Origin of the sequence: Acinetobacter seifertii, assembly GCF_016064815.1 — a bacterium.
GTDB classification, from domain to species: Bacteria; Pseudomonadota; Gammaproteobacteria; order Pseudomonadales; family Moraxellaceae; genus Acinetobacter; species Acinetobacter seifertii.
This window is the reverse complement of sequence record NZ_CP065820.1, coordinates 884289-905245: the sequence shown is the minus strand read 5'-3', so window position 1 is coordinate 905245 and position 20957 is coordinate 884289. Positions and strand designations below refer to the sequence as shown.

The 20957-nt window shown below is 37.0% G+C and carries 18 protein-coding genes and 1 tRNA gene; 8 read left to right on the top strand and 11 right to left on the bottom strand.

Translation table 11 applies throughout. The features are described 5' to 3' along the window. Positions 1–8: 8 nt before the first annotated feature. Positions 9–1418, bottom strand: coding sequence for an efflux RND transporter periplasmic adaptor subunit (locus I8T81_RS04325; RefSeq protein WP_198072179.1), 1410 nt, complete (start codon positions 1416–1418; stop codon positions 9–11). A gap of 299 nt (positions 1419–1717) precedes the next feature. Between I8T81_RS04325 and I8T81_RS04320 the strand changes: the two genes are divergently transcribed. Further along, complete coding sequence (locus I8T81_RS04320; protein ID WP_198072178.1) at positions 1718–2146, top strand: SgcJ/EcaC family oxidoreductase; 429 nt, start codon at positions 1718–1720, stop codon at positions 2144–2146. Between the two features lie 78 nt (positions 2147–2224). Here the strand turns inward: I8T81_RS04320 and I8T81_RS04315 are convergent. Continuing rightward, positions 2225–2314: transfer RNA gene (locus I8T81_RS04315), tRNA-Ser, on the bottom strand. 350 nt (positions 2315–2664) lie between these two features. On the opposite strand from I8T81_RS04315, the gene greB reads away from it, so the two are divergent. From greB to I8T81_RS04300, 3 genes are all read left to right on the top strand, one after another. Then, on the top strand, positions 2665–3138 hold the full coding sequence (gene greB, locus I8T81_RS04310) for a transcription elongation factor GreB (protein ID WP_004699685.1): 474 nt from the start codon (positions 2665–2667) through the stop codon (positions 3136–3138). A gap of 196 nt (positions 3139–3334) precedes the next feature. Next, positions 3335–4309 (top strand): 3-oxoacyl-[acyl-carrier-protein] synthase III C-terminal domain-containing protein, encoded by a 975-nt coding sequence (locus tag I8T81_RS04305; RefSeq protein ID WP_019456589.1) that lies wholly within the window; start codon positions 3335–3337, stop codon positions 4307–4309. 531 nt (positions 4310–4840) lie between these two features. Further along, positions 4841–5953: an MltF family protein gene (locus I8T81_RS04300; RefSeq protein ID WP_004699682.1), complete on the top strand. Its 1113-nt coding sequence runs from the start codon at positions 4841–4843 to the stop codon at positions 5951–5953. A 91-nt stretch (positions 5954–6044) separates the two neighbouring features. Here the strand turns inward: I8T81_RS04300 and I8T81_RS04295 are convergent, their stop codons facing one another. Together I8T81_RS04295 and ttcA are read right to left on the bottom strand one after the other, a co-directional pair. Beyond that, positions 6045–6431, bottom strand: a complete 387-nt coding sequence (locus I8T81_RS04295; protein WP_004699680.1) for an SCP2 sterol-binding domain-containing protein — start codon at positions 6429–6431, stop codon at positions 6045–6047. Positions 6432–6639: 208 nt separating this feature from the next. Continuing rightward, positions 6640–7545 carry a tRNA 2-thiocytidine(32) synthetase TtcA gene (gene ttcA, locus I8T81_RS04290; RefSeq protein WP_004699678.1) on the bottom strand — a complete coding sequence of 302 codons (906 nt, stop codon included), beginning with the start codon at positions 7543–7545 and terminating at the stop codon, positions 6640–6642. A gap of 504 nt (positions 7546–8049) precedes the next feature. On the opposite strand from ttcA, the gene I8T81_RS04285 reads away from it, so the two are divergent. Together I8T81_RS04285 and htpX are read left to right on the top strand one after the other, a co-directional pair. Beyond that, positions 8050–8916 carry a lytic transglycosylase domain-containing protein gene (locus I8T81_RS04285; protein WP_068935456.1) on the top strand — a complete coding sequence of 289 codons (867 nt, stop codon included), beginning with the start codon at positions 8050–8052 and terminating at the stop codon, positions 8914–8916. A 257-nt stretch (positions 8917–9173) separates the two neighbouring features. Then, positions 9174–10079, top strand: a complete 906-nt coding sequence (gene htpX, locus I8T81_RS04280) for a protease HtpX (protein ID WP_004699673.1) — start codon at positions 9174–9176, stop codon at positions 10077–10079. 38 nt (positions 10080–10117) lie between these two features. Here the strand turns inward: htpX and I8T81_RS04275 are convergent, their stop codons facing one another. Together I8T81_RS04275 and I8T81_RS04270 are read right to left on the bottom strand one after the other, a co-directional pair. Beyond that, positions 10118–10693, bottom strand: a complete 576-nt coding sequence (locus I8T81_RS04275; RefSeq protein WP_198072177.1) for a DUF4112 domain-containing protein — start codon at positions 10691–10693, stop codon at positions 10118–10120. A gap of 72 nt (positions 10694–10765) precedes the next feature. Continuing rightward, positions 10766–13861 (bottom strand): multidrug efflux RND transporter permease subunit, encoded by a 3096-nt coding sequence (locus I8T81_RS04270; RefSeq protein WP_174741042.1) that lies wholly within the window; start codon positions 13859–13861, stop codon positions 10766–10768. Positions 13862–14125: 264 nt separating this feature from the next. Here I8T81_RS04270 and I8T81_RS04265 point away from each other — a divergent pair, with 264 nt between their 5' ends. After that, positions 14126–15265: a glycerophosphodiester phosphodiesterase gene (locus I8T81_RS04265; protein WP_198072176.1), complete on the top strand. Its 1140-nt coding sequence runs from the start codon at positions 14126–14128 to the stop codon at positions 15263–15265. 43 nt (positions 15266–15308) lie between these two features. On the opposite strand, the gene I8T81_RS04260 is transcribed toward I8T81_RS04265, so the two are convergent. Then, positions 15309–16271 carry an MBL fold metallo-hydrolase gene (locus tag I8T81_RS04260; protein ID WP_198072175.1) on the bottom strand — a complete coding sequence of 321 codons (963 nt, stop codon included), beginning with the start codon at positions 16269–16271 and terminating at the stop codon, positions 15309–15311. Between the two features lie 107 nt (positions 16272–16378). Between I8T81_RS04260 and I8T81_RS04255 the strand changes: the two genes are divergently transcribed. Continuing rightward, complete coding sequence (locus tag I8T81_RS04255; RefSeq protein WP_068935466.1) at positions 16379–16753, top strand: diacylglycerol kinase; 375 nt, start codon at positions 16379–16381, stop codon at positions 16751–16753. A 171-nt stretch (positions 16754–16924) separates the two neighbouring features. Here the strand turns inward: I8T81_RS04255 and groL are convergent, their stop codons facing one another. The 4 genes from groL to I8T81_RS04235 form a co-directional block, all read right to left on the bottom strand. Further along, positions 16925–18559 carry a chaperonin GroEL gene (gene groL / locus I8T81_RS04250; protein ID WP_068935468.1) on the bottom strand — a complete coding sequence of 545 codons (1635 nt, stop codon included), beginning with the start codon at positions 18557–18559 and terminating at the stop codon, positions 16925–16927. A gap of 58 nt (positions 18560–18617) precedes the next feature. Then, positions 18618–18908, bottom strand: a complete 291-nt coding sequence (locus tag I8T81_RS04245) for a co-chaperone GroES (RefSeq protein WP_004652030.1) — start codon at positions 18906–18908, stop codon at positions 18618–18620. Between the two features lie 185 nt (positions 18909–19093). Next, on the bottom strand, positions 19094–19852 hold the full coding sequence (locus I8T81_RS04240; RefSeq protein WP_198072174.1) for a metallophosphoesterase family protein: 759 nt from the start codon (positions 19850–19852) through the stop codon (positions 19094–19096). Further along, positions 19833–20771: a diacylglycerol/lipid kinase family protein gene (locus I8T81_RS04235; protein ID WP_039252983.1), complete on the bottom strand. Its 939-nt coding sequence runs from the start codon at positions 20769–20771 to the stop codon at positions 19833–19835. The genes I8T81_RS04240 and I8T81_RS04235 overlap by 20 nt, the downstream gene beginning before the upstream one ends. Between the last annotated feature and the right edge of the window lie 186 nt (positions 20772–20957).

Sequence of the window (20957 nt, the reverse complement as noted above, 5' to 3'; positions counted from 1 at the left end):
GGAACTCCTTACTGCGCGTTTTGAGCAGAAGGTTGACTGGCTACAACACTTGATGCGTTAGCCTGTTCACGTCGATGTTGCCATTTATGCTGTCCAGTATCTGAAGTGCTATTTGCCTCTGGTGTACCACTTTGAGCATTTTGATGCTGCCAGTGCCGACTACCACCATTTGTATCAGTAGCTTGCCCTGCACCTTGGTGGCGCCCTGTACCAGCTACACTAATTTTTGCGCCATCTTTAAGTTTATCTACGCCATCTGTGACTACGCTATCATGGACTGTCAATGCTCCACTGGTAATCACGGTGTTGTCACCTACAACAGCCCCAGTTTGAACATTCACAGCACTCACTGTCTGATCAGAATTCACTTTATAAATAAAAGAACCATTGGCACCGAGTTGTAAAGCAACTGTTGGAACAATCATCGCATTCGCAATATTGCCTAAACTCATCCGAACATTAACGAACTGATTTGGAAATAAATGCTGGTTTTGATTATCAAAACTGGCTTTGATATTAATAGTTCCAGTATTGATATTGACCTGATTATCTAAAGCCACCAATTTACCATCGGCCAGTTTTTGAGTGTTTTGACGATCCCAAGCTTCAACCTTAACGTTTTGGTTAGGGTTATCCATAATCTGCATCAATTGCGTTAAATATTGCTCAGGTACAGCGAATACCACTGAAATATTCTTAAACTGAGTAATATTAGCGATGCCGTTTGCATCGGATGTCGTCACCATATTTCCGACATCTACCTGACGTAAACCTATACGCCCATCTACTGGAGATACAACACGCGTATAACTTAATTGCAGTTTTGCATTTTCAACAGCAGCCTGATCTGTCTTTAAGACACCTTCATACTGTTTGACCAACGATGCTTGAGTATCATACTGTTGCTTAGCAATTGAATCTTGCTTCCAAAGCTGAGCATAGCGTTGTAAATCAAGCTTAGCATTCGTTAACAACGCTTGATCTTTGAGTAATTGGCCTTGAGCTTGCAATAAAGTTGCTTTAGGAGCACGGTCATCAATAAGCGCTAAAAGCTGCCCCTTGTGAACATAACTCCCTTCTTTAAAATTAATTTGCATCAACGTGCCATTAATTAACGGATGCACAATAATTGTATTGGTGGAGGTGACGGTACCTAAAGCTTGAATGGTTTGTTGTACATCTTGTTGCACCACCTTACTCGTTCCAACCACAATAGAAGAGTTGCCCCCTCCAAAATGACCACCTTTTCCTCTTTTATCCGAAGATGCACTTTGTGAAGACTTTAGCGGCTGATGTGTTAAATGCCAGATTCCAAACCCTACAAGGAATAGTATTAAAAACAATACTATATAGCTTAAAAATGACTTAGTTTTTGAAGGTTTTTTTATGACCTTGTTTGGTTCAGATGTGTCATTCATAGAATCATCGTACGCTTATTTTTTCATACAATATAAATATGCTTTTATGTTTAATTTAGACTTAAATGTTAACAAATCACTACACAATTGTTTGATTAAAGTAAATTATTCAGCTTTCTTTAAATAATGATTTTAATAGTTTAATTAAACTTATTTTAAATTTTTCATATATAAACTATTTATAAGCTATCAATATATATGCTGAAATAACAGTCTCAGTATAATTATTATAAAAAAAGATTGCTTCATCATTTTTCTAAAATAAATTTAAGTAAATAGATACAAATGGTAGGAATGGTATGAATCAAAAAATAATAAAACCAGAAGACATTTCCTTAGCATTTCAAATTGCTTGGAATAATCATGATATGAAGGCCTTTGCTGCTCTTTTTCATCAAGATGCGACTTTCGTTAATCGTTTCGGTCATTACGTTAAAGGTACTAAGGAAATTATTGCACTTCACCAACCTATTCATGAAACGATCTATAGTGATTCAAAACTAGAAAATGAACTCATAGACATCACTCACATAAGTGACGATATTTGTATTTCTCATTTTTGGAGTCGCTTAAGTGCAGGTATAGCTCATCCTCAAGGTCCTCATCAAATTGACACCCTTATTCTTACTGTACTTATTAAAGAAAATAATTCTTGGTCGATTCAGGCGCTTGAAAATGTGACTTTGACAAACCCACGAACGGGAGAGACCATACTTAGAGATTTATGAAATCGAGCAATATAGTTTTTTTAATAATTTATAAGCAAAAAAAAACCCTTGTCATTAACAAGGGCTTTTTAAGAATTTTGGCGGAAGCGGTGAGATTCGAACTCACGGAGGACTCACACCCTCGTCGGTTTTCAAGACCGGTGCATTAAACCGCTCTGCCACGCTTCCAACGAGCGCTATAATATAAATAAAAAGCCAACTTGGCAAACCTTTTTATTTAAGTTTTTATCCGAACGCTCAAAATAAAGACAAAAACCCTTTAATTTTGAGTTTTTATCTACCTTTTACTACTTTTATGCCTAAACTTATTTTTATTTGGGAAGTGTTAATTGTCTTTAACTATCCTTCATGCTTCACATAACTATATGATACTGGTCTATCTTTTTGATAACATAGTCACAAAGACAAAAATGCTTTACTCTTTACTCAGGGTATTCTCCCCTTTTCAATTACAGATAAGTTTTAATTCCTGTTGTGGTTTCTAACGAAACTATCTATATGAAGAAAGTTTGAGCTATATGACGAACCGCAAACTATTAACGGCTGAAGGCTATCAACGATTACAAGATGAGTTAAACGATCTTGTAAGGAAAGAACGCCCAGAAATTACCAAAATTGTGTCTTGGGCAGCTAGTCTTGGCGATCGCTCAGAAAATGCAGATTATCACTACAACAAAAGAAAGCTACGTGAAATTGATCGTAGGATCAGATACCTCACCAAACTTTTTGAAGTTGCCCAAAAAGTAGAATATCGGCCGGAACAAGATGGTAAAGCTTATTTTGGAGCTTGGGTTGAATTAGAAAATGATGAAGGCGAAACTACTAAATTCCGTATTGTCGGCGATGAAGAAATTTATGGTCGCAAAGACTATATTTCTTTGCAGTCACCTATGGCAAAAGCTTGTTTAGGTAAAGCCGTAGATGATGAAATACAAGTTCAAACACCTAAAGGTAAAATGATTTGGTACATAACAAAAATAAGTTATCAGTAATTAATTCAGAGTATTCATTTTATTTTTTATTACAACCCAAATTATAATATTAAAAATATATTAATATCCAAATTTATACATATTATTTTATATAAAATTAGAAATCATTAAATTTAAAAAAGTAGATAAAATGCCATCGATAATTGATCAAAATTAAAACACAATTATATTTTTATATAAAAAGAGATTATTAATCATGAAAGGTATAAAAATTTCTGCAATATCTACTTATCATCCAAGAACAATTAGAAATAATGAATATTTTTTAAATAAATTTGAAGACAAAGACAGTTTAAATAGAATTTTTGAAAAAGTAGGAAGAAATAAAAGACATGTCATTATTAATGATGAAGAAAATGCGCTCACAATGGCAGTTAATGCATCAAAACAATTATTAAAAGATTATAACATTTCACATGACAGCATTGATATTATTATATTTTCTTCTACAACATTAGAATATCTATCTCCAACTAATGCTTTGCTGATTCATTCAGAATTAAATATTAAAACTGACTGTATATGCTTTGATATAAATGCTAATTGTTTAGGAATGTTCGTTGCTCTTGAACAAGCATCCGTTTTGCTCGCATCAAAAGAAAGTTATAAACGCGCACTGGTGATTGGGTCTGATCATCTAACAATGCTTGGAGATGAAAAACAGGTGATTCCTTCAACAATTGTCGGAGATGCAGCAGCAGCAATAATACTAGAAAAAAATACCGATGATTCGGGCATTATTGACAGGATGTACCAAACAGATAGTAGTTTTTGTAAAACTATTGTTTTTCCTCCTCATGGCCTAACGAATTATCACAGTAAGGAACAAAAAATTCATTGGGCACCATTTACTGGTTTGGAAAGTGTGGAATTCGCGGCAGATGCACTAGATAAATTATTGAAGAAAAATAATTTAAACATTGAAGATATATCTTGTTTTTTACTATCCCAATTTACGAAATCAAATATTGATATTCTTCAAGATAAAATCAATATTCCCTCTGAAAAAATTGAATATATTGGAGATCAATATGGATATACAGGAGTAAGTAGTTTTTTTATTGCCTACAAAAAACGGTTAGAAAAATCACTTATAAATAAAGGTGATATTATTGTTTTTTGGTCTTTAGGAGCAGGTTATCAGACCGGTGTAATGTTATGGAAGATTTAATAAGATATAACTGATAAAGTTATTACTTTAGCTAAAAGATACTTTTTCTAATGGTATCTTTTAGCTTTAATTTAAATGTAAACAAATTAAATAGAACTAAAAATCACTAAATTATTTTATTTTTTCAGTTATTTAAGCTATAGCAGTTACCTAGTATATAAATCAAATTTCACGTTGTAATAACATGATGGCTACAAAACGTAGCATTTCATACCCGATTTTCTCACACCATAAGTGTATAAATTTTCTTCCTTAATAAATTCATGGTGTTATGTTGATATATCCGATATTTAATTGTTCAAAATTTGACAAAATTTTTTTTGAATATTATGATGCGCGCATCTTAAATGTTGAGTATTTTTTAACCCAACCTAAAACTATGTAGATTTTCTACACAGTCTATTTTTTCATTTCATGTCATTTTGAATGACGTCATGACTGCCCACCCCTTATTGAATTTATCAACTTTTAGAAGTTATGGCAGCTTTTTGTCTGGCTTTTAGGGCATAAATTATCTGTAGCGGAGACAACATGCACAGTAATTCAAGTTCTGGGTCGAGGCTTTGCCTTAACTCTTTATTTTCTTCTCTCCCATTGAAAGTTCTTGCACTCAGCACTATGTTTTTTCCCTTTCATAGTATTAATGCAGGAAAAACCCTACAGTACAATACTGTAGTTAACACAAACACATTAACGGTAGTTGCTGTAGAAAGCCCGACTACTGTTTTTAAAGAAGATCAATTTTTGCATGGCTTTGGTTATGACCTCGCTCGTAACTATGCGCAAAGCTTAAATGTAAAACTAGACTTCAAAATCGTGGCAGATAATGCCACTGCACTCAAATGGGTCCAGCAAGGTAAAGCAAATCTTGCCATGACGACCGCAGGCTTAAGCTCAATCGAGAGCAAAGGTTTAATGTCTTTTTCTGCAAGTTGTGGTGATATCGTAAATTTGCAAAAAAATGGATTAAATCCTGATTTAAGCTGGGTGTTTAAACAAGCAGATGATCCTCTTACACAAACTGCCAGTGGTTTTGTTTGTCAAAGCAAGCAAAATGGTCTGACTCAACAACTGGCTTCATTTTATAACCGTAACGTTGTAAAACCTGAGTCTTGGTCTACGATTCAACGTGATTTAAGTACACGTCTGCCCATTTACAAAGCTAGCTTCAAACAAAGCGCAGCGAAGTATGATTTAGATTGGCATTTGCTTGCAGCAATGAGCTATCAAGAGTCATACCTCAAGCCAGAGTCTGTTTCACCAACAGGCGTACGTGGATTAATGATGTTAACCAACAGTACAGCTCGGGCAATGGGTGTAAGTAACCGTAGCGATCCAGCGCAAAGCATTCAGGGCGGTGCGAAATATTATGATCTCATGCTAAGTGAGTATGATGATATTCCTTTCCCAGATCGTAACTGGTATGCCCTTGTGGCTTACAATATGGGTCCGGGTGCAGTCAACCAGATCCAGAAACGCTTACAGACTCAAGGAAAAGATCCGAACCAGTGGGTTAACCTTTATGAGTACTTACAGCGTAATCAAATGCGAAATGGTCGGTACAAACAAGCGGTACAGTATGTGACCCGTATTCGTGCTTATCTTGAGCACATTAAAACGGCACAACCTCGAATCAATATCTAATTTTTATTATTTAAAAGTTGATAAATTCAGTGTTTGTACAAATAAAAAGCTTACCTCTTGGGGTAAGCTTTTTATATGAATTCTTTTTAACTTAAGCTGTTGTTTGTTCTAATACTTTCTTGAACAAATCTTTTTGTTCTTGGCTTGGTTTAGCTGTTTGCAAAGCCATTAACTGAGACATATCGCCTTGAACTTTAATTTTACCAGTCATAAATGCTTGCATAGCTGCAGCCATATCAAACTCTAAGAATACTTTACGTAAAGTTTCAGCATCCATATTTAAAGTTGTTTTGGCATTTGAAGACAAACCTTTTTGGATTTTACCCCCATCTAAAGCTAATTCGGTATTTCCAGAAGCATCTGTAACTACTAAATTAATTGCCAAATTCGCAAGAGCTGGTGGCAAATTAAGATCACCTGCTTCAGCAGTTAATTTTTCGACAGTCGCAAACCAATCATCAGTTAAAAATGCAGGCATGATTCTTCCTCAAATTTATTTGTTCAATTTCTCTAGTTAGTTGTCTATCCAGACAACATCATATGAAGCACTTCTGCTTGTGCGTTGTTATAGCATGTAATTTTAAGGTTGGGCTATGACTTTTTGTACGGAACATTCATTTTTTAGTGTTTTGATACATTAAAGGCACTTGTTTATAAAGTGCCTTTAATTGACTTGTTCAAATATTTTATTCAGCAGCGAAACTTAAATTCACTACATCTAAACGATTTTTAAGTTCTTCAGGGTCTTTAAAGTCGATCTCACGCTGAGAATCTAGCGCTTCAAAATCAAACAACTCACGGTCAGCTAACTGAGACGGAGAAACGTTTTGTAAAGCACCAAAAATACTGTGTAAGCGTTTCGGATATTGCTTATCCCACTCACGTAGCATTTCATTAAGCATGGCACGTTGTAAGTTCTCTTGTGAACCACAAAGGTTACACGGAATAATTGGGAACTTACGTAATTCGGCATATTTGATAATGTCTTTTTCTTCAACATAGGCCAAAGGACGAATCAAAATATTTTTCTTATCTGACGATAAAAGCTTAGGTGGCATTGCCTTTAAGCTGCCACCATGGAATAAGTTCAAGAAGAAAGTTGCAATGATGTCATCACGGTGATGGCCTAGCGCAACTTTGGTGGCACCAATTTCTTGAGCGAAGCCGTATAGCGAACCACGGCGCAAACGTGAACACACTGCGCAGTATGTTTTACCTTCAGGTGTTAAACGCTTGGTAATGGTATAAGTGTCTTTTTCCAAAATGTAATATGGAATGTTATTTTCTTCCATATAACGTGGTAAGACATCTTCTGGAAAACCCGGCTGCTTTTGGTCAAGGTTAACCGCAACAATGTCAAAATTGATCGGTGCAACACGTTTGAACTGCAACAAAATGTCGAGCAAGGTATAACTGTCTTTACCACCAGACACACACACCATGACCTTGTCACCATCTTCAATCATATTGAAGTCACGAATGGCATGTCCAACTTGACGGCGAAGCTTCTTAAGCAAACGATAATAAACCGAGCTTGTTGGAAGTTCAGGCTTAAAATTAAATCCTTCGTTGGACTCAACTGGCGCGTACATAGACGAGATATACCCATAAATAAAAATACCGCGCAATTTTATATGATTCGGACGGGAATCGCATCAAAAGAATAGTTTCAATTCTTGAAGTCGTCATAATGCTCAGGCATGATGCAAAAGCCGTGCTCCATTTTGACCGATGAGTTCATTTTTTGCGCAAAATGCTTACTTTTTGGACTTTTCCACAGTTTTCCACAAAACCTGTGGATAAAATTGTGGATTTCTTCGTGCTTGACAAACTGTTTTCACCTTCTGTTAAGGGTTTTATTTAAATTGATCATTTTTTAACCAATCATTTTTACCTTTAATTTTCAAATAGTTATTCAAGTCAATAGAATCATTTTAAAAATTTTTTTTAATTTTTTTTGATGATCATTCGAACAAAACAGCTTGATTTTTTAAAACAGCGAAAATAAAAAAAATTACACAAAACTTCTTTCTTTAATATTTTTTGATAAACTCTTTGACAAGTCTCGAATACCTTAAAATTGTGAATAACATAAAATGAAAAATTCGGTTCAATATCTTTTTTCTTGTTTGCTGGGGATGACCACTTTTTCGGTCGGTGTAACGTCGACTTTTGCGGGTCAGATGTACGTTTACCAAGACAAAAATGGCAGTACTTTACTGACTAACCGTAAAAGCTATGACAATTCACTCAAGAAAGTAAAAGTGACTTACTATCCTGATAGTAATATTCATAGTTATACAAACTGGGGCGCTTCAGAAGCTTCTGTTCTACCGAGCTATAGCAAAAATAAAAATGCGTTTGACCATATTATTAAGCAGGCAGCACAACAGCACGGTGTATCTGAAGGTTTAATTAAAGCAGTCATGCATACCGAATCGGGTTTCAATGTAAATGCCCACTCTCCAGTCGGTGCCCAAGGCCTAATGCAACTCATGCCAGCCACTGCCCGTCGCTTTAACGTTTCTAACGCTTATGATCCTCAGCAAAATATCTTTGCTGGTGCGAAATATCTAGGCTGGTTGCTCAAGCGTTTTAATGGCAATACGCAAATGGCACTCGCAGCCTATAATGCTGGTGAAGGCAACGTTGATAAATACGGCGGCATTCCCCCATTTCGTGAAACCCAAGATTATGTTCGCCGAGTAACCAGTCGATATCAAAACTTATATTCTTCTGGGGTAAGCCTTTCATCTTTTACGAACTCAAATATTTCTACCCAGACTGTAAGTCGCCCAGAGCTACCTCAAGCCGCCACAACACAACAAGTATCGGCTAAACCTGTTAAATATTCTTCTGCACGCCAAATTGTGACTTTGGCTGATGGTACCTATACCGACGCACCTACAGGAACTTATGTCACCAATAACGCAACAGCAATTGCGCATATTAGAATCGAGTAGATTTAAACAACTCATGCATTGCAGTTAATCTTTTAACGAGGCTGATTGTCTAAAAATTGTAATGATCTATTACCCATACCTCTGTGTTTAGATGGGCTGTATAAATAACTTGTTTAATTTAAATACATTCTTATCCACTAAAGAATGTATTGATTCCTTATTTTTTTCTTGAATTTTTCCCCTAAGCGCCGCATATTAGCTGAGTGATTTATAATTTATAAATCAGATAATATTTTATTTATAAGAGGATTTTCTCAATGATGCGGATTGGTTTGTTTTTGCTTACCAACCTCGCGGTACTGGTTGTAGCTGGCATTATTTTGTCACTCTTCGGTGTCGGTAGTTACCATGGCGCGGGTGGCTTGAATCTAGGCAACCTTTTAGTCATCTGTTTTGTGTTTGGTATGGTGGGCTCGTTAGTCTCTCTATTTATGTCCAAATGGATGGCTAAAAAAACTACTGGTACAGAACTGATTGACCCAAATGCTCCTCGTAACCAAGCTGAAAGCTGGTTATTGCAAACAGTCGCTGAACTTTCTCAACGTGCTGGTATTAATATGCCAGAGGTTGGTATCTTTCCTTCATATCAGTCTAATGCCTTCGCAACAGGCTGGAATAAAAATGATGCCTTAGTTGCCGTTTCAAGCGGTCTACTTGAGCGTATGAACAAAGATGAGCTACGTGCAGTGCTTGCGCACGAGATTGGTCACGTTGCAAATGGTGACATGGTCACATTGGCACTCATCCAAGGTGTTGTAAACGCCTTTGTTATGTTCTTTGCTCGCGTAGTAGGTGACTTTATCGACCGTAATGTTTTTGGTCGTCAAGACAATGAAGCACCTGGTATGGGTTATTTCCTCATTACAATGGTTTTAGATATCGTGTTCGGTATCCTAGCTTCTGCTATTGTGATGTGGTTCTCTCGCTACCGTGAATACCGTGCTGATGAAGCAGGTGCACGTTTAGCTGGTAAACAAGCAATGATTTCTGCTTTATTACGTTTACAGGCAGAAACAGAGTTACCTGACCAAATGCCAAAAGAAATGAAAGCGTTCGCTATTGCGGAAGGTAAAGAACAAGGCTTTAGCTTGGCCGCATTGTTCCAAACTCACCCTTCGATCGAACAGCGTGTTGCAGCTCTACATCAGTTAGATTGCCCATAACACAGTGAATGAAAAGCCTCCAGTTGGAGGCTTTTTTATTAGGCTGAATGGGCAAGTCCCCAAAGAAAACTGATTCCCCACCACATTGCAAAACCAATCAAAATAAGCACAAACACCCCCAATAAATCGGGTATATGTAGCCATAGCCAACTCACAATAGGGTTACGCCAGAAGGCTGACTGTTGCTGCTTCTTTTCAAGCTTTTCATGTAAATACGGATGAACAACATGCATATCACTTTGAATCGCATATTCTTCACGAATGTGGGTATGGACGACGTCTAACGCTTTTCTGCTAGGACGTATAAAAATATCGAAAATAGTGCCAGCAACTGGCACACAACCCACCACAGCATCGACTACAGCCAATTTTATAACGGGAGTGAGCTTATGCTGCGGTACACCAATTTGCTTGGCTTTATATATGGCATAGCAAGTCAGGACAAAACCCGCTACATCACCCGCAATAGGAATGGTACTTAGGGCCGCATCGGCCCCAATACCCTGCTTTGTAAAAGGAATACGGACTGCGCTGTCCATCATGGTTGCGAATTTAGCCAGATCTCGTTCTAATGCGATGACCTGTTGCTGTGTTAGTTTTTTTTCTTGAGGCATCTAAATCAAATATATGAAGAGAAGTTAAACTTAATATACTTGATTTAATGCCTGATTTTAAATTGTTTGCTTTTAACTCGAAGCTTTCGATTTAAACAGTGAGCGTAATAACACGTACATCACTGGAATAAAGAATAAAACCAGCACAGTACCAAACATCACACCACCTAAAATACTAATACCAATTTCTTGACGGCTAACCGCACCAGCACCCTGTGCAAACACAAGTGGAATCACCCCAGCACCAAAGGCTAAAGAAGTCATTAAAATCGGTCTTAAACGCAAGCTCGCGCCTTCTAGAGCAGCCTGAATAGCATTCTTTCCTTTCTCTTGAGCTAATGCAGCGAACTCAACAATTAAAATTGCGTTTTTACATGACAACCCAATCGTAGTTAAAAGTGCAATTTGGAAATACACGTCATTTGGTAAACCAAAGATATAAGAGAAAATGACACTTCCTCCTACACCTAGCGGAATAGAAGTCATTACAGCAGCAGGAATACTTAAGCTTTCATACAAAGCAGCTAAACATAAGAAAATAAAACCAGCCGAAATCAGATATAACCATACAGCCTGATTCGTCGACTTTTGTTCTTCAAAAGACAAGCCAGTCCATGCTAAGCCGATGTCTTTTTGCTGGTTGACGAGTTGTTCAACATCCTTCATGGCTTGACCAGAACTGCTACCACTCGCAACATCTGCCTGTAGCTGTAAAGCACTATATCCCATATAGCGTTTCACAATTTCCGGTGCCCCGCCCCAGCTGAAGTTTGCAAATGAGCTAAAAGGCACCATTTCATTTTGGCTATTACGCACAGACCAATTATATAAATCTTCAGGTTTAGATCTAAACTGGGCATCACCTTGAATCATGACGCGTTTAATACGGCCCCGATCAATAAAGTCATTTACGTAAGTTCCACCCCATGCACTCGATAACGTATTGTTAATTGCTGAGAGTTCCAAACTATTTGCCAAAGCCTGTTTCTGATCAATCTTGATATTCAGATTCGCTTTACTATTGGTAGACTGCTTATCAAAATTTTCGAAAGTTGAATAGTTTTTACTTTGAGTTTGTAACTGTCGGAACATCCCATCTAAGAAGTTTTGACCTTGACCATTTAAGTCCTGAATCCAAAAATCTAGACCATCCGTTTGGCCTAAACCATTTACTGAAGGTGGTAAGGTCACATTAATTTGAGCATTATTTAAATGACTAAAATATTTCATTGCACGCTTTTGTATAGCGTCAGCGGAGTTTTCTTTTGCAGTACGGACATCCCAAGGTTTTAAAGCAACAAAGCCTTGTGCTAAATTTTGTCCAGTACCGGCATTATTTCGACCGTAACGAATTAAAACCAAATCAACATTTTTATCTTCTTGTTTCAGAAAGTATTGGCGTACTTGCTCACCGATTTTCTGACTTTCAGAAATTGGAGCACTATCTACCAATTTAATTTGAACGCTTAAAATACCTTGGTCTTCTTTAGGAATAAATCCACTTTTTAAACCACTATAGAACAGCGTAAAAACTGCTATGAGCGCAACAAAAATCACAATAACTGATTTACTGTAATCAATACTCGTCTGAACAAGCTTGATATATTTATTCTTAAGTTGATCAATTTTTTGGTTAAACCAAATTGCCCAACGCTTAGGTTCAGAGTTCGGTTTTAAAATTAATGCACATAAGGCGGGGGTTAATACAAGTGCAACAACCAGCGATAGTGCCATAGCGGCAACTAAAGTAATGGAAAACTGGCGGTAAATGACCCCAATTGAGCCACCTAAAAAAGACATTGGAATAAAAACTGCGGTTAAAACCAAAGTAATCCCAACTAAGGCCCCACTAATTTCACCCATTGACTCAATCGCAGCTTCTTTAGGGCTTAAATGCTGTTCATGCATAAGCCGTTCAACGTTTTCAACCACCACAATTGCATCATCAACCAACAAACCTATGGCGAGTACCAATGCAAATAATGTCAATGTGTTAATACTAAACCCGAGCACATATAAGACAGCAAAAGTCCCTAGAATAACAACTGGCACGGTAATACTCGGAATAAGAGTGGCGCGCCAGCTTTGTAAAAATAGGAACATGACCAAAATAACCAGAATAATCGCTTCTACGAGGGTCTTAACAACTTCCTTAATTGACTCTTGAACAAACGGCGTATTATCTCGTGGATAAACGATCTTATATCCGGCTGGTAATTTAGTTGCGAGCTGATCTAAGGTTTGATGAATGAGCTTAGAGGTCTGAATTGCATTTGCACCAGAAGATAACGAAATACCTAAACCTGCCGCGGGATAACCATTAATCGTATTAAAGGACTGGTAGTTCTCTGCACCAAGCTCAACTCTAGCAATATCTTTTAAGTAAACATAACTCGCCGTTTTATTCGACTTTACAACAATATTTTTAAAATCATCGACTGTTTTTAATCGAGATCCAGCCGTCACTTTTGTATTTAAATATTGTCCATCAATGACTGGTAAATCACCGATTGCACCAGCCGCAACTTGGGTGTTTTGGGCAGTAATTGCGTTAGCCACATCACTTGGCATTAAATTATATTGTTTTAACTTGTCCGGATTTAACCAAATACGCATCGCATATTGCGAACCAAATACATCAGTTTCACCTACCCCTTCAATACGGTTCAGGTTATCTACCACGTGCGTAGTTAAATAGTCTGATAGCTCAATATTTCCCGTTTTACCTGTCGAGTCATATAAGCCAATTACCATAAAAGTATCACCTAGTGACTTACTGACTGTCACACCTTGGCGCTGAACTTCATCGGGTAAACGACGTATGACACCGCTAATACTGTTTTGGACTTGGACCTGAGCAGTGTCTGGATTGGTTCCATTATCAAAACTAATGGTAATTCGGCTACGTCCCGATGAATCACTTGATGAACTAAAATAGAGTAAGTGGTCAATACCTTGTATTTGCTGTTCTAAAATTTGAGTCACACTTTGCTCAACCGTTTGCGCATCTGCGCCACTATAGTTGGCTGACACTGTAATCTTCGGCGGCGCGATATCTGGATATCGTTCTACAGGTAAATTCATGACCGAAAAAATACCGAAAGCCATAACAATGATCGCCAGGACATTGGCAAAAATAGGACGTTCAATAAAAAATTTAGATAGCATGGCTGCCCGGTATAATGTCGTTAATTAACAGAAATAAATGCCGCTTTGAGACCATGTGATCATCAACGAGCAATGTAAAAAAGACAAGTAGAAATAAAACAATAAATGTAATTAAGACAAAAACAAAGCGCGTTTTAATATTTCCAACAAAGCAATAAACAACCAGTTAACTAGTGTCACTTAAAATTCATGAATTCTTCATGATCATGTCAAACTAAATCTTAATACTTGAGTCGTTTCAACTAAAACAATATGAGTAGAATTATGTTTAGAAAAGCACTTTTATGCTTAAGTTTAGTTAGCTTGGTCGGTTGTAATGACGATGATAAAACTGAAACAACACCAACTACACCAGAATATCAACTTCCTAAAATTTTAGTTATCGGACACCGCGGCGCTAGCGCTTTACGTCCTGAACATACTTTGGCTTCATATCAAAAAGCGATTGATGATGGTGCTGACTTTATCGAACCCGATCTGGTGTCAACAAAAGATGGTGTATTGGTTACGCGTCATGAAAACGAAATTGGTGGGACTACCAATATCAGTACCCTTACCCAATTTGCGGACCGCAAAACCACTAAAAATATTGATGGTGTTAATTTAACGGGTTGGTTTACTGAAGACCTCACCTTAAATGAATTACAACAAGTTAAAGCACGTGAGCGTATTCCTGAGTTCCGACCAGCAAATACAGCTTACAATGACCTCTATTCAATTCCGACGCTCGAACAAGTCATTGAACTTGCCGAAGCAAATTATAAAAAAACTGGCAAGATTATTGGTTTATATATCGAAACTAAACATCCGACTTATTTTAAAAATAAAAATTTGGCTATGGAGGACACACTTCTTAAAACTCTAGCCAAGTATCAATATACACGTGATATCGCACCTATCTATTTGCAGTCTTTTGAAGTCAGCAATTTAAAATATTTAAAAGATCAACTTGACCTTCATAAGACACTTAAACATGCACAAATCATTCAGTTATATGATGCAAAAACATCTCGACCAGCCGACTTTGTTGAATCTGGTGTATCTAAGACGTATGGTGATTTGGCCACAGCACAAAGCTTAAAAGATGTTGCTAAATATGCAAATGGCGTTGGCCCAAGCAAAAACTATATTCTTAATTTCAATACTGATGGTTCAGTACAAACCACTTCATTTATTAGCGATGCACATGCCGTTGGCTTAAAAGTACATCCATATACTTTCCGCCCAGAAAACAACTTTTTACCACAACCTTTAAAATGTAGCGATAAACCTGCTGAACGTTGTCCAACAGGTGCTTTAAAAGAGTTCGAAGCATATTTTAAAGCAGGTGTGGATGGTGTCTTTACCGATGATCCTGCACTTGGCCGTCAAGCTGTGACTAATTTTGAGAAAACAACAAAATAATTAAATACTTAATAAAAAATGGGGCATTGAATGCCCCATTTTTTTACTTCTCAAGACTGTTATTAAAATATAAAGGAATCCACTGATATTGCTCTGCATTCACTTTATATACATGGCCAATCCCCGGGAACGGCAAATGTGGAGCAGCTACCCATTGCTGTTTATTTGAAATTTCAGCGAACATTTTTAAACGGGTATTAATTGCCTGCTCAGAATTTACATCAAAATCTACGCCAGTTTTTGGAGCATCAAACTGTAAAGAATGTGAGTGGACAATGTCCCCTACAAAGACAATTTGTTGACCCTTGATCTTTAAACGGAAACTATGATGACCTGGTGTGTGCCCTTGTGTATTGATTACTTCAAAACCTTGAATGACATCGCCATCTTTAAAGGTTTTGAATGCTTTTTTCGCTTCATAAGGTGCAAGTGCAGCTTTTACATTTTTAACAGTACCTAAATAATTTTCTTTTTGATTTGCTGGTACTGTTTTTTCAGAAGCTGGATTTAACCAGTAATCTGCTTCACGTTCATGCGCATAAATCGTTGCATTAGGAAATACTGCTTTTCCATCTTTAGTAATTCCACAAACATGGTCTGGGTGCAAATGTGTCAATAAAACCGTTTTCACGTTAGCAAGCTGATAGCCTGCCAGTTCAAGATTTTTAGCAATCGAACCCAACTGCGGGCCAAAACAGCTTGAAGCACCGCTATCAACAAGCGTCAAACTTTTACCGTCATCTACTAAAAATGCATTTACCGAAGTTTGAATGCCCTTCTCATTAACAGCTGCATACTTGGTTAAAATTTTAGTCTTCTCAGCCTGACTCAAATTTTTGAATAATTTAGGGTCTAAATAAATGGTGCCATCAAGTAAAGAGGTGATGCGGTAATTACCAAATTGATGCTTATAATATCCCGGTACTTGCTGAGCTGAAGCAGGCTCTGCATAGCTTACATGTAAGCCACCCATGACAAGTCCTAATGCTACAAATAGTTTTTTCATCTCTTCTTCTCTATCAAGTTATAAAGTCAAAATCTTTAAAAAAGATTTAATATTTTTTTTGAGGGCCGCGATATATAATGCATGAAAAGTGTTAAAAATATAAGTGAATGAATAGTTATTCTCCCTACAAAGGCAAAAGCGGACTCAAGCGCATCTTGAATGCCACAGGTTATTCAATTTCAGGATTTAAGGCAGCTTATAAAAATGAAGCCGCTTTCCGACAAATTGTTTTAATTAATGTCGTGCTTATCCCTATTAGCTTTTTCCTAGATGTGACTCGTGGTGAACATGCACTTATGGTCGTTGTATGTTTATTTGCAATTATTGTAGAACTATTCAATTCTGCGATTGAGGCAGTAGTTGACCGCGTATCACTTGAAAAACATCAACTCTCTAAAAATGCCAAAGATATGGGAAGTGCTGCACAGTTTGTTGCACTGTCTATTATTGCAGTGACGTGGCTTATCATTTTATTAGGCTAAAAAAAACCATGCTTATAAAAGGATAAGCATGGTGTAACAAAAAAGAGGAACTACAGCTACTGTTCCTGACTATAAGTTTAAGAATATCAACTTAACTTTTTCTTAATTTATATATGAAATAAAAAAAATCCCTGCAAATGCAGGGATTTTTTATTTAGACGTTGATGTTTATTACATCATGCCGCCCATTCCACCCATACCGCCCATGTCTGGAGCAGCTGGTTTGTCTTCTGGAATGTCAGTAATCATACATTCTGTAGTCAACATTAATCCAGCAACAGAAGCAGCGTGCTCAAGTGCAGAACGAGTTACTTTAGCTGGGTCAAGAATACCCATTTCTAACATATCGCCATATTCGCCAGTTGCAGCGTTATAACCGAAGTTACCTTCACCACCCTTAACAGCGTTGATCACTACAGATGGCTCATCACCAGCGTTCGCAACGATTTGACGAAGTGGAGCTTCGATCGCACGGCGTAAAATGTTGATACCTGCAGTTTGGTCTTCGTTAGCACCTTTCAAGCCATCAAGAACGTTTACAGCACGTACAAGCGCAACACCACCACCTGCAACAACACCTTCTTCAACTGCTGCACGAGTTGCGTGAAGAGCGTCGTCTACACGGTCTTTCTTCTCTTTCATTTCAACTTCAGTTGCTGCACCGATTTTAATTACAGCAACACCGCCTGCCAATTTAGCAACGCGTTCTTGTAATTTTTCACGGTCATATTCTGAAGTAGATTCTTCGATTTGAGCACGGATTTGTTGAACACGCTCAGCGATAGCAGCAGCATCACCAGCACCATCAACAATAACTGTGTTTTCTTTAGAAACAGTGATTTTGTGCGCTGTACCTAAATCTTGAAGAGTCGCTTGTTCTAAAGACATACCAACTTCTTCAGAAATAACAGTTGCGCCAGTCAAGATTGCGATGTCTTGAAGCATAGCTTTACGACGGTCACCAAAACCAGGAGCTTTAACAGCACATACTTTGATAATGCCGCGCATGTTGTTTACAACAAGAGTTGCAAGCGCTTCACCTTCAACATCTTCAGCGATGATAAGAAGTGGTTTACCAGTTTTAGCAACTGCTTCTAAAACAGAAATCAATTCACGAATGTTGCCGATTTTTTTGTCAACAAGAAGGATGAATGGGTTTTCAAGTTCAGCAGTCAAAGTATCTTGCTTGTTAGCAAAGTACGGAGAGATATAACCACGGTCAAACTGCATACCTTCTACAACGTCTAATGCGTCTTCAAAGCCAGAACCTTCTTCTACAGTGATTACGCCTTCTTTACCTACTTTTTCCATTGCTTGAGCAATAAGTTTACCAACAGTAGTATCAGAGTTAGCAGAGATAGAACCAACTTGTTCAATTGCTTTGAAGTCATCAGCTGGTTTAGCAATAGAACGGATATTTTCAACTACAGTTTTTACTGCAATGTCGATACCGCGTTTTAAATCCATTGGGTTCATACCAGCAGTTACTGATTTGATACCTTCGTTTAAAATTGCTTGAGCAAGTACAGTCGCAGTTGTTGTACCATCACCAGCGATATCATTAGTTTTGCTTGAAACTTCACGAACAAGTTGAGCACCCATGTTTTCAAACTTGTCTTTTAATGAAATTTCTTTAGCAACAGTCACACCGTCTTTAGTGATGTGCGGCGCACCGAAAGAACGGTCGATCACAACATTACGGCCTTTAGGACCTAAAGTCACTTTAACCGCATCTGCAAGTACGTTTACGCCTGCAATCATTTTTGAGCGAGCTGAATCACCAAATTTTACGTCTTTAGCTGACATATTAAACTCCGAATCTTTTTAAATACTGAATCTGATAATGAATTGAGTTATGAATCGATTAGCCTTCTAATACAGCTAAGATGTCTGACTCTTTCATGATTAAGAGTTCTTCACCGCTTACTTTAACTGTTGTACCTGCATAAGTACCGAATAACACTTTGTCACCAACTTTAACATCCAAAGCACGTACGCCGTTATCAGTGATTTGACCATTACCTACTGCAATTACTTCACCTTGAGATGGTTTTTCAGCAGCAGAACCTGGCAATAAAATACCACCAGCAGTTTTGGTTTCTTCTTCTACACGACGAATCACAACGCGATCATGTAATGGACGAATGTTGCTCATAGTTAACTCCATCAGACTTAGTCTTTTTGATTAATCGTTATTGCCTTAATCCAGAGCAATAACAAAATATTTAGATGTCACTTTTGTGGGGATGAAAAAAAAGGCTTCAAGGGGAAATAAGAAAAAATTTCCTCTTTTTTGAATATTTTTTAAACAATCAAATATTTAATCTCATCTAACCCAGATCAATCTGAAGTGAATTCAGCCAACTGTTCATTGAACCAGTAATGCTGAATCTTTCCTGTATTTGAAACTGTATTAAAGCTATTCGGATTGTGATGATATAAACGAGTAGAAGTTGCTGTACCCGCATGAATATCATAAATAGGATGATCTATTTCTAAATCATAAATTTGCGTTAAATCATATACAGCAGTTTTATGGAGATGGCCATGCAACATTCCAAATAATCCTGTTGTACTCCACTTTTCTAAGGCAATTTTTCCCAAAACAGGGCAATCCTTTATTCCATGCTTATTGTCAGGTGGTGTATAAAAAGGTTGATGGAAAACCACCAGCTTTATTTTATCTTTAGGTCCTTTTTCTAAACGCTCATAAGTATCTTGAATTTGTTCAATCGAAATATGCCCACGTGTGTGATAACGACGACGTATGCTGTTTACCCCAACAATATAGAAATGTTCGGTTTCTAAAGTCGGCTCTAGTTCACCAAAAAAATATCGATATCGGGTAAATGGAGAAAAAAAACGGTTCCAGACATGATACAAAGGAATATCATGATTTCCAGGCACCACAAGATAAGGAATATTGAGACTATCTAAAAACTGTCGGCATTTAAAAAATTGTTCATATCTGGCACGTTGGGTAATATCCCCACTCACAACAATCACTTCAGGCTGTTGCTGAATACAAAAGTATCTTATCGCCTCTAAACACTCTTTTTTTTCTGTGCCAAAGTGTAAATCAGACAGATGTAATAACATTCGGCACCATAATATTTAAAGCATTCTTTTCTACAGTGAAATTTAAAGGTGGTTTCATTTCTATAATTTCACCATCTAAAGCAACTGTAAGTTTCGATTTCTTTGCACATTCCACCACAACATGATCTGCACAAAAACTATATACATCTTCTGCATCTTCAACTTTACCTTGAACCCATTGCCAAAGCATATTCAGTAAACTCAGCTTATCACTTTTTGTAATTACAACTCCAGCCACTCTTCCCTGTGCTGCACATTCTGCAATCCTGAGTTTCATATCACACAACTGTAATTGGTTATTTCCAAAAAAAATTAGAGGTGCTTTAACTGGATATTTTTTCCCATCTACCGTTATCGACAACTTCATGGATTTATTTTCTCTTAATAAAACATCTAAAGCTGAGGTATAAGCATGTAAAGGAAGCCTTCCTAAATATTTATTGTAAAGTTCGCGCTTTTTAATAAAGAGTGGATATAGACCTAAACTGGCATTATTCAAATAAATATGATCATTGATTGCTGCTATATGAACCGATCGAGGTGTACCTGTGGCAATAACTTCTACTGCGTCCAAAAGGTCTAATGGAATATCTAAAACTTTAGCAACGTAGTTAAAAGTCCCTAAAGGCAAAATTCCCATTGGAATAGATGTATTTTTAAGTTTAGATGCAACAGCATTTAAAGTGCCATCCCCACCAGCGGCAACAACTACCCCTCTATTTTCGTTTTGTGAATGCCGATGGATCACATTATTCATCAAATCATCAAATGATGTATCTTCATTTAATTCAAAAACTTGTATCTCAAAATCATGTTCTGTTAACGCGGTCATCAGTTGCTCATAAACATCTTCATGCTTTGAAGCATGAAATCCTGATTTTTCATTGTAGATGATTGAAAGAGGTTTTAAGGGCCGCATTTTATTATCGTAAATAGGGATGTTTATTCTATTTTGTATATAAAATCACCTATTAAAAGTCTCTTTATGTAAATTTTGAATGATCTTCATTTGTTTAATCAATAATAATTCTCAAGAAATATTTAAGAGTTAATTTATTGATTTTAAATAAAATAATTTTAATAAATAACACACATACAACATAAA

What these genes read in the sequence shown, in the direction of transcription:
- I8T81_RS04270 (WP_174741042.1), bottom strand. Translation starts at nt 13,861, where the DNA reads ATGCTATCTAAATTTTTTATTGAACGTCCTATTTTTGCCAATGTCCTG.
- I8T81_RS04295 (WP_004699680.1), bottom strand. Translation starts at nt 6,431, where the DNA reads ATGCCTGCATTTTTAACTGATGATTGGTTTGCGACTGTCGAAAAATTA.
- I8T81_RS04235 (WP_039252983.1), bottom strand. Translation starts at nt 20,771, where the DNA reads ATGCGGCCCTTAAAACCTCTTTCAATCATCTACAATGAAAAATCAGGA.
- I8T81_RS04240 (WP_198072174.1), bottom strand. Translation starts at nt 19,852, where the DNA reads ATGTTATTACATCTGTCTGATTTACACTTTGGCACAGAAAAAAAAGAG.
- I8T81_RS04325 (WP_198072179.1), bottom strand. Translation starts at nt 1,418, where the DNA reads ATGAATGACACATCTGAACCAAACAAGGTCATAAAAAAACCTTCAAAA.
- I8T81_RS04285 (WP_068935456.1), top strand. Translation starts at nt 8,050, where the DNA reads ATGAAAAATTCGGTTCAATATCTTTTTTCTTGTTTGCTGGGGATGACC.
- I8T81_RS04275 (WP_198072177.1), bottom strand. Translation starts at nt 10,693, where the DNA reads ATGCCTCAAGAAAAAAAACTAACACAGCAACAGGTCATCGCATTAGAA.
- I8T81_RS04245 (WP_004652030.1), bottom strand. Translation starts at nt 18,908, where the DNA reads ATGAGCAACATTCGTCCATTACATGATCGCGTTGTGATTCGTCGTGTA.
- I8T81_RS04305 (WP_019456589.1), top strand. Translation starts at nt 3,335, where the DNA reads ATGAAAGGTATAAAAATTTCTGCAATATCTACTTATCATCCAAGAACA.
- greB (WP_004699685.1), top strand. Translation starts at nt 2,665, where the DNA reads ATGACGAACCGCAAACTATTAACGGCTGAAGGCTATCAACGATTACAA.
- ttcA (WP_004699678.1), bottom strand. Translation starts at nt 7,545, where the DNA reads ATGTACGCGCCAGTTGAGTCCAACGAAGGATTTAATTTTAAGCCTGAA.
- I8T81_RS04300 (WP_004699682.1), top strand. Translation starts at nt 4,841, where the DNA reads ATGCACAGTAATTCAAGTTCTGGGTCGAGGCTTTGCCTTAACTCTTTA.
- groL (WP_068935468.1), bottom strand. Translation starts at nt 18,559, where the DNA reads ATGTCAGCTAAAGACGTAAAATTTGGTGATTCAGCTCGCTCAAAAATG.
- I8T81_RS04320 (WP_198072178.1), top strand. Translation starts at nt 1,718, where the DNA reads ATGAATCAAAAAATAATAAAACCAGAAGACATTTCCTTAGCATTTCAA.
- I8T81_RS04260 (WP_198072175.1), bottom strand. Translation starts at nt 16,271, where the DNA reads ATGAAAAAACTATTTGTAGCATTAGGACTTGTCATGGGTGGCTTACAT.
- I8T81_RS04265 (WP_198072176.1), top strand. Translation starts at nt 14,126, where the DNA reads ATGTTTAGAAAAGCACTTTTATGCTTAAGTTTAGTTAGCTTGGTCGGT.
- I8T81_RS04255 (WP_068935466.1), top strand. Translation starts at nt 16,379, where the DNA reads ATGAATAGTTATTCTCCCTACAAAGGCAAAAGCGGACTCAAGCGCATC.
- htpX (WP_004699673.1), top strand. Translation starts at nt 9,174, where the DNA reads ATGATGCGGATTGGTTTGTTTTTGCTTACCAACCTCGCGGTACTGGTT.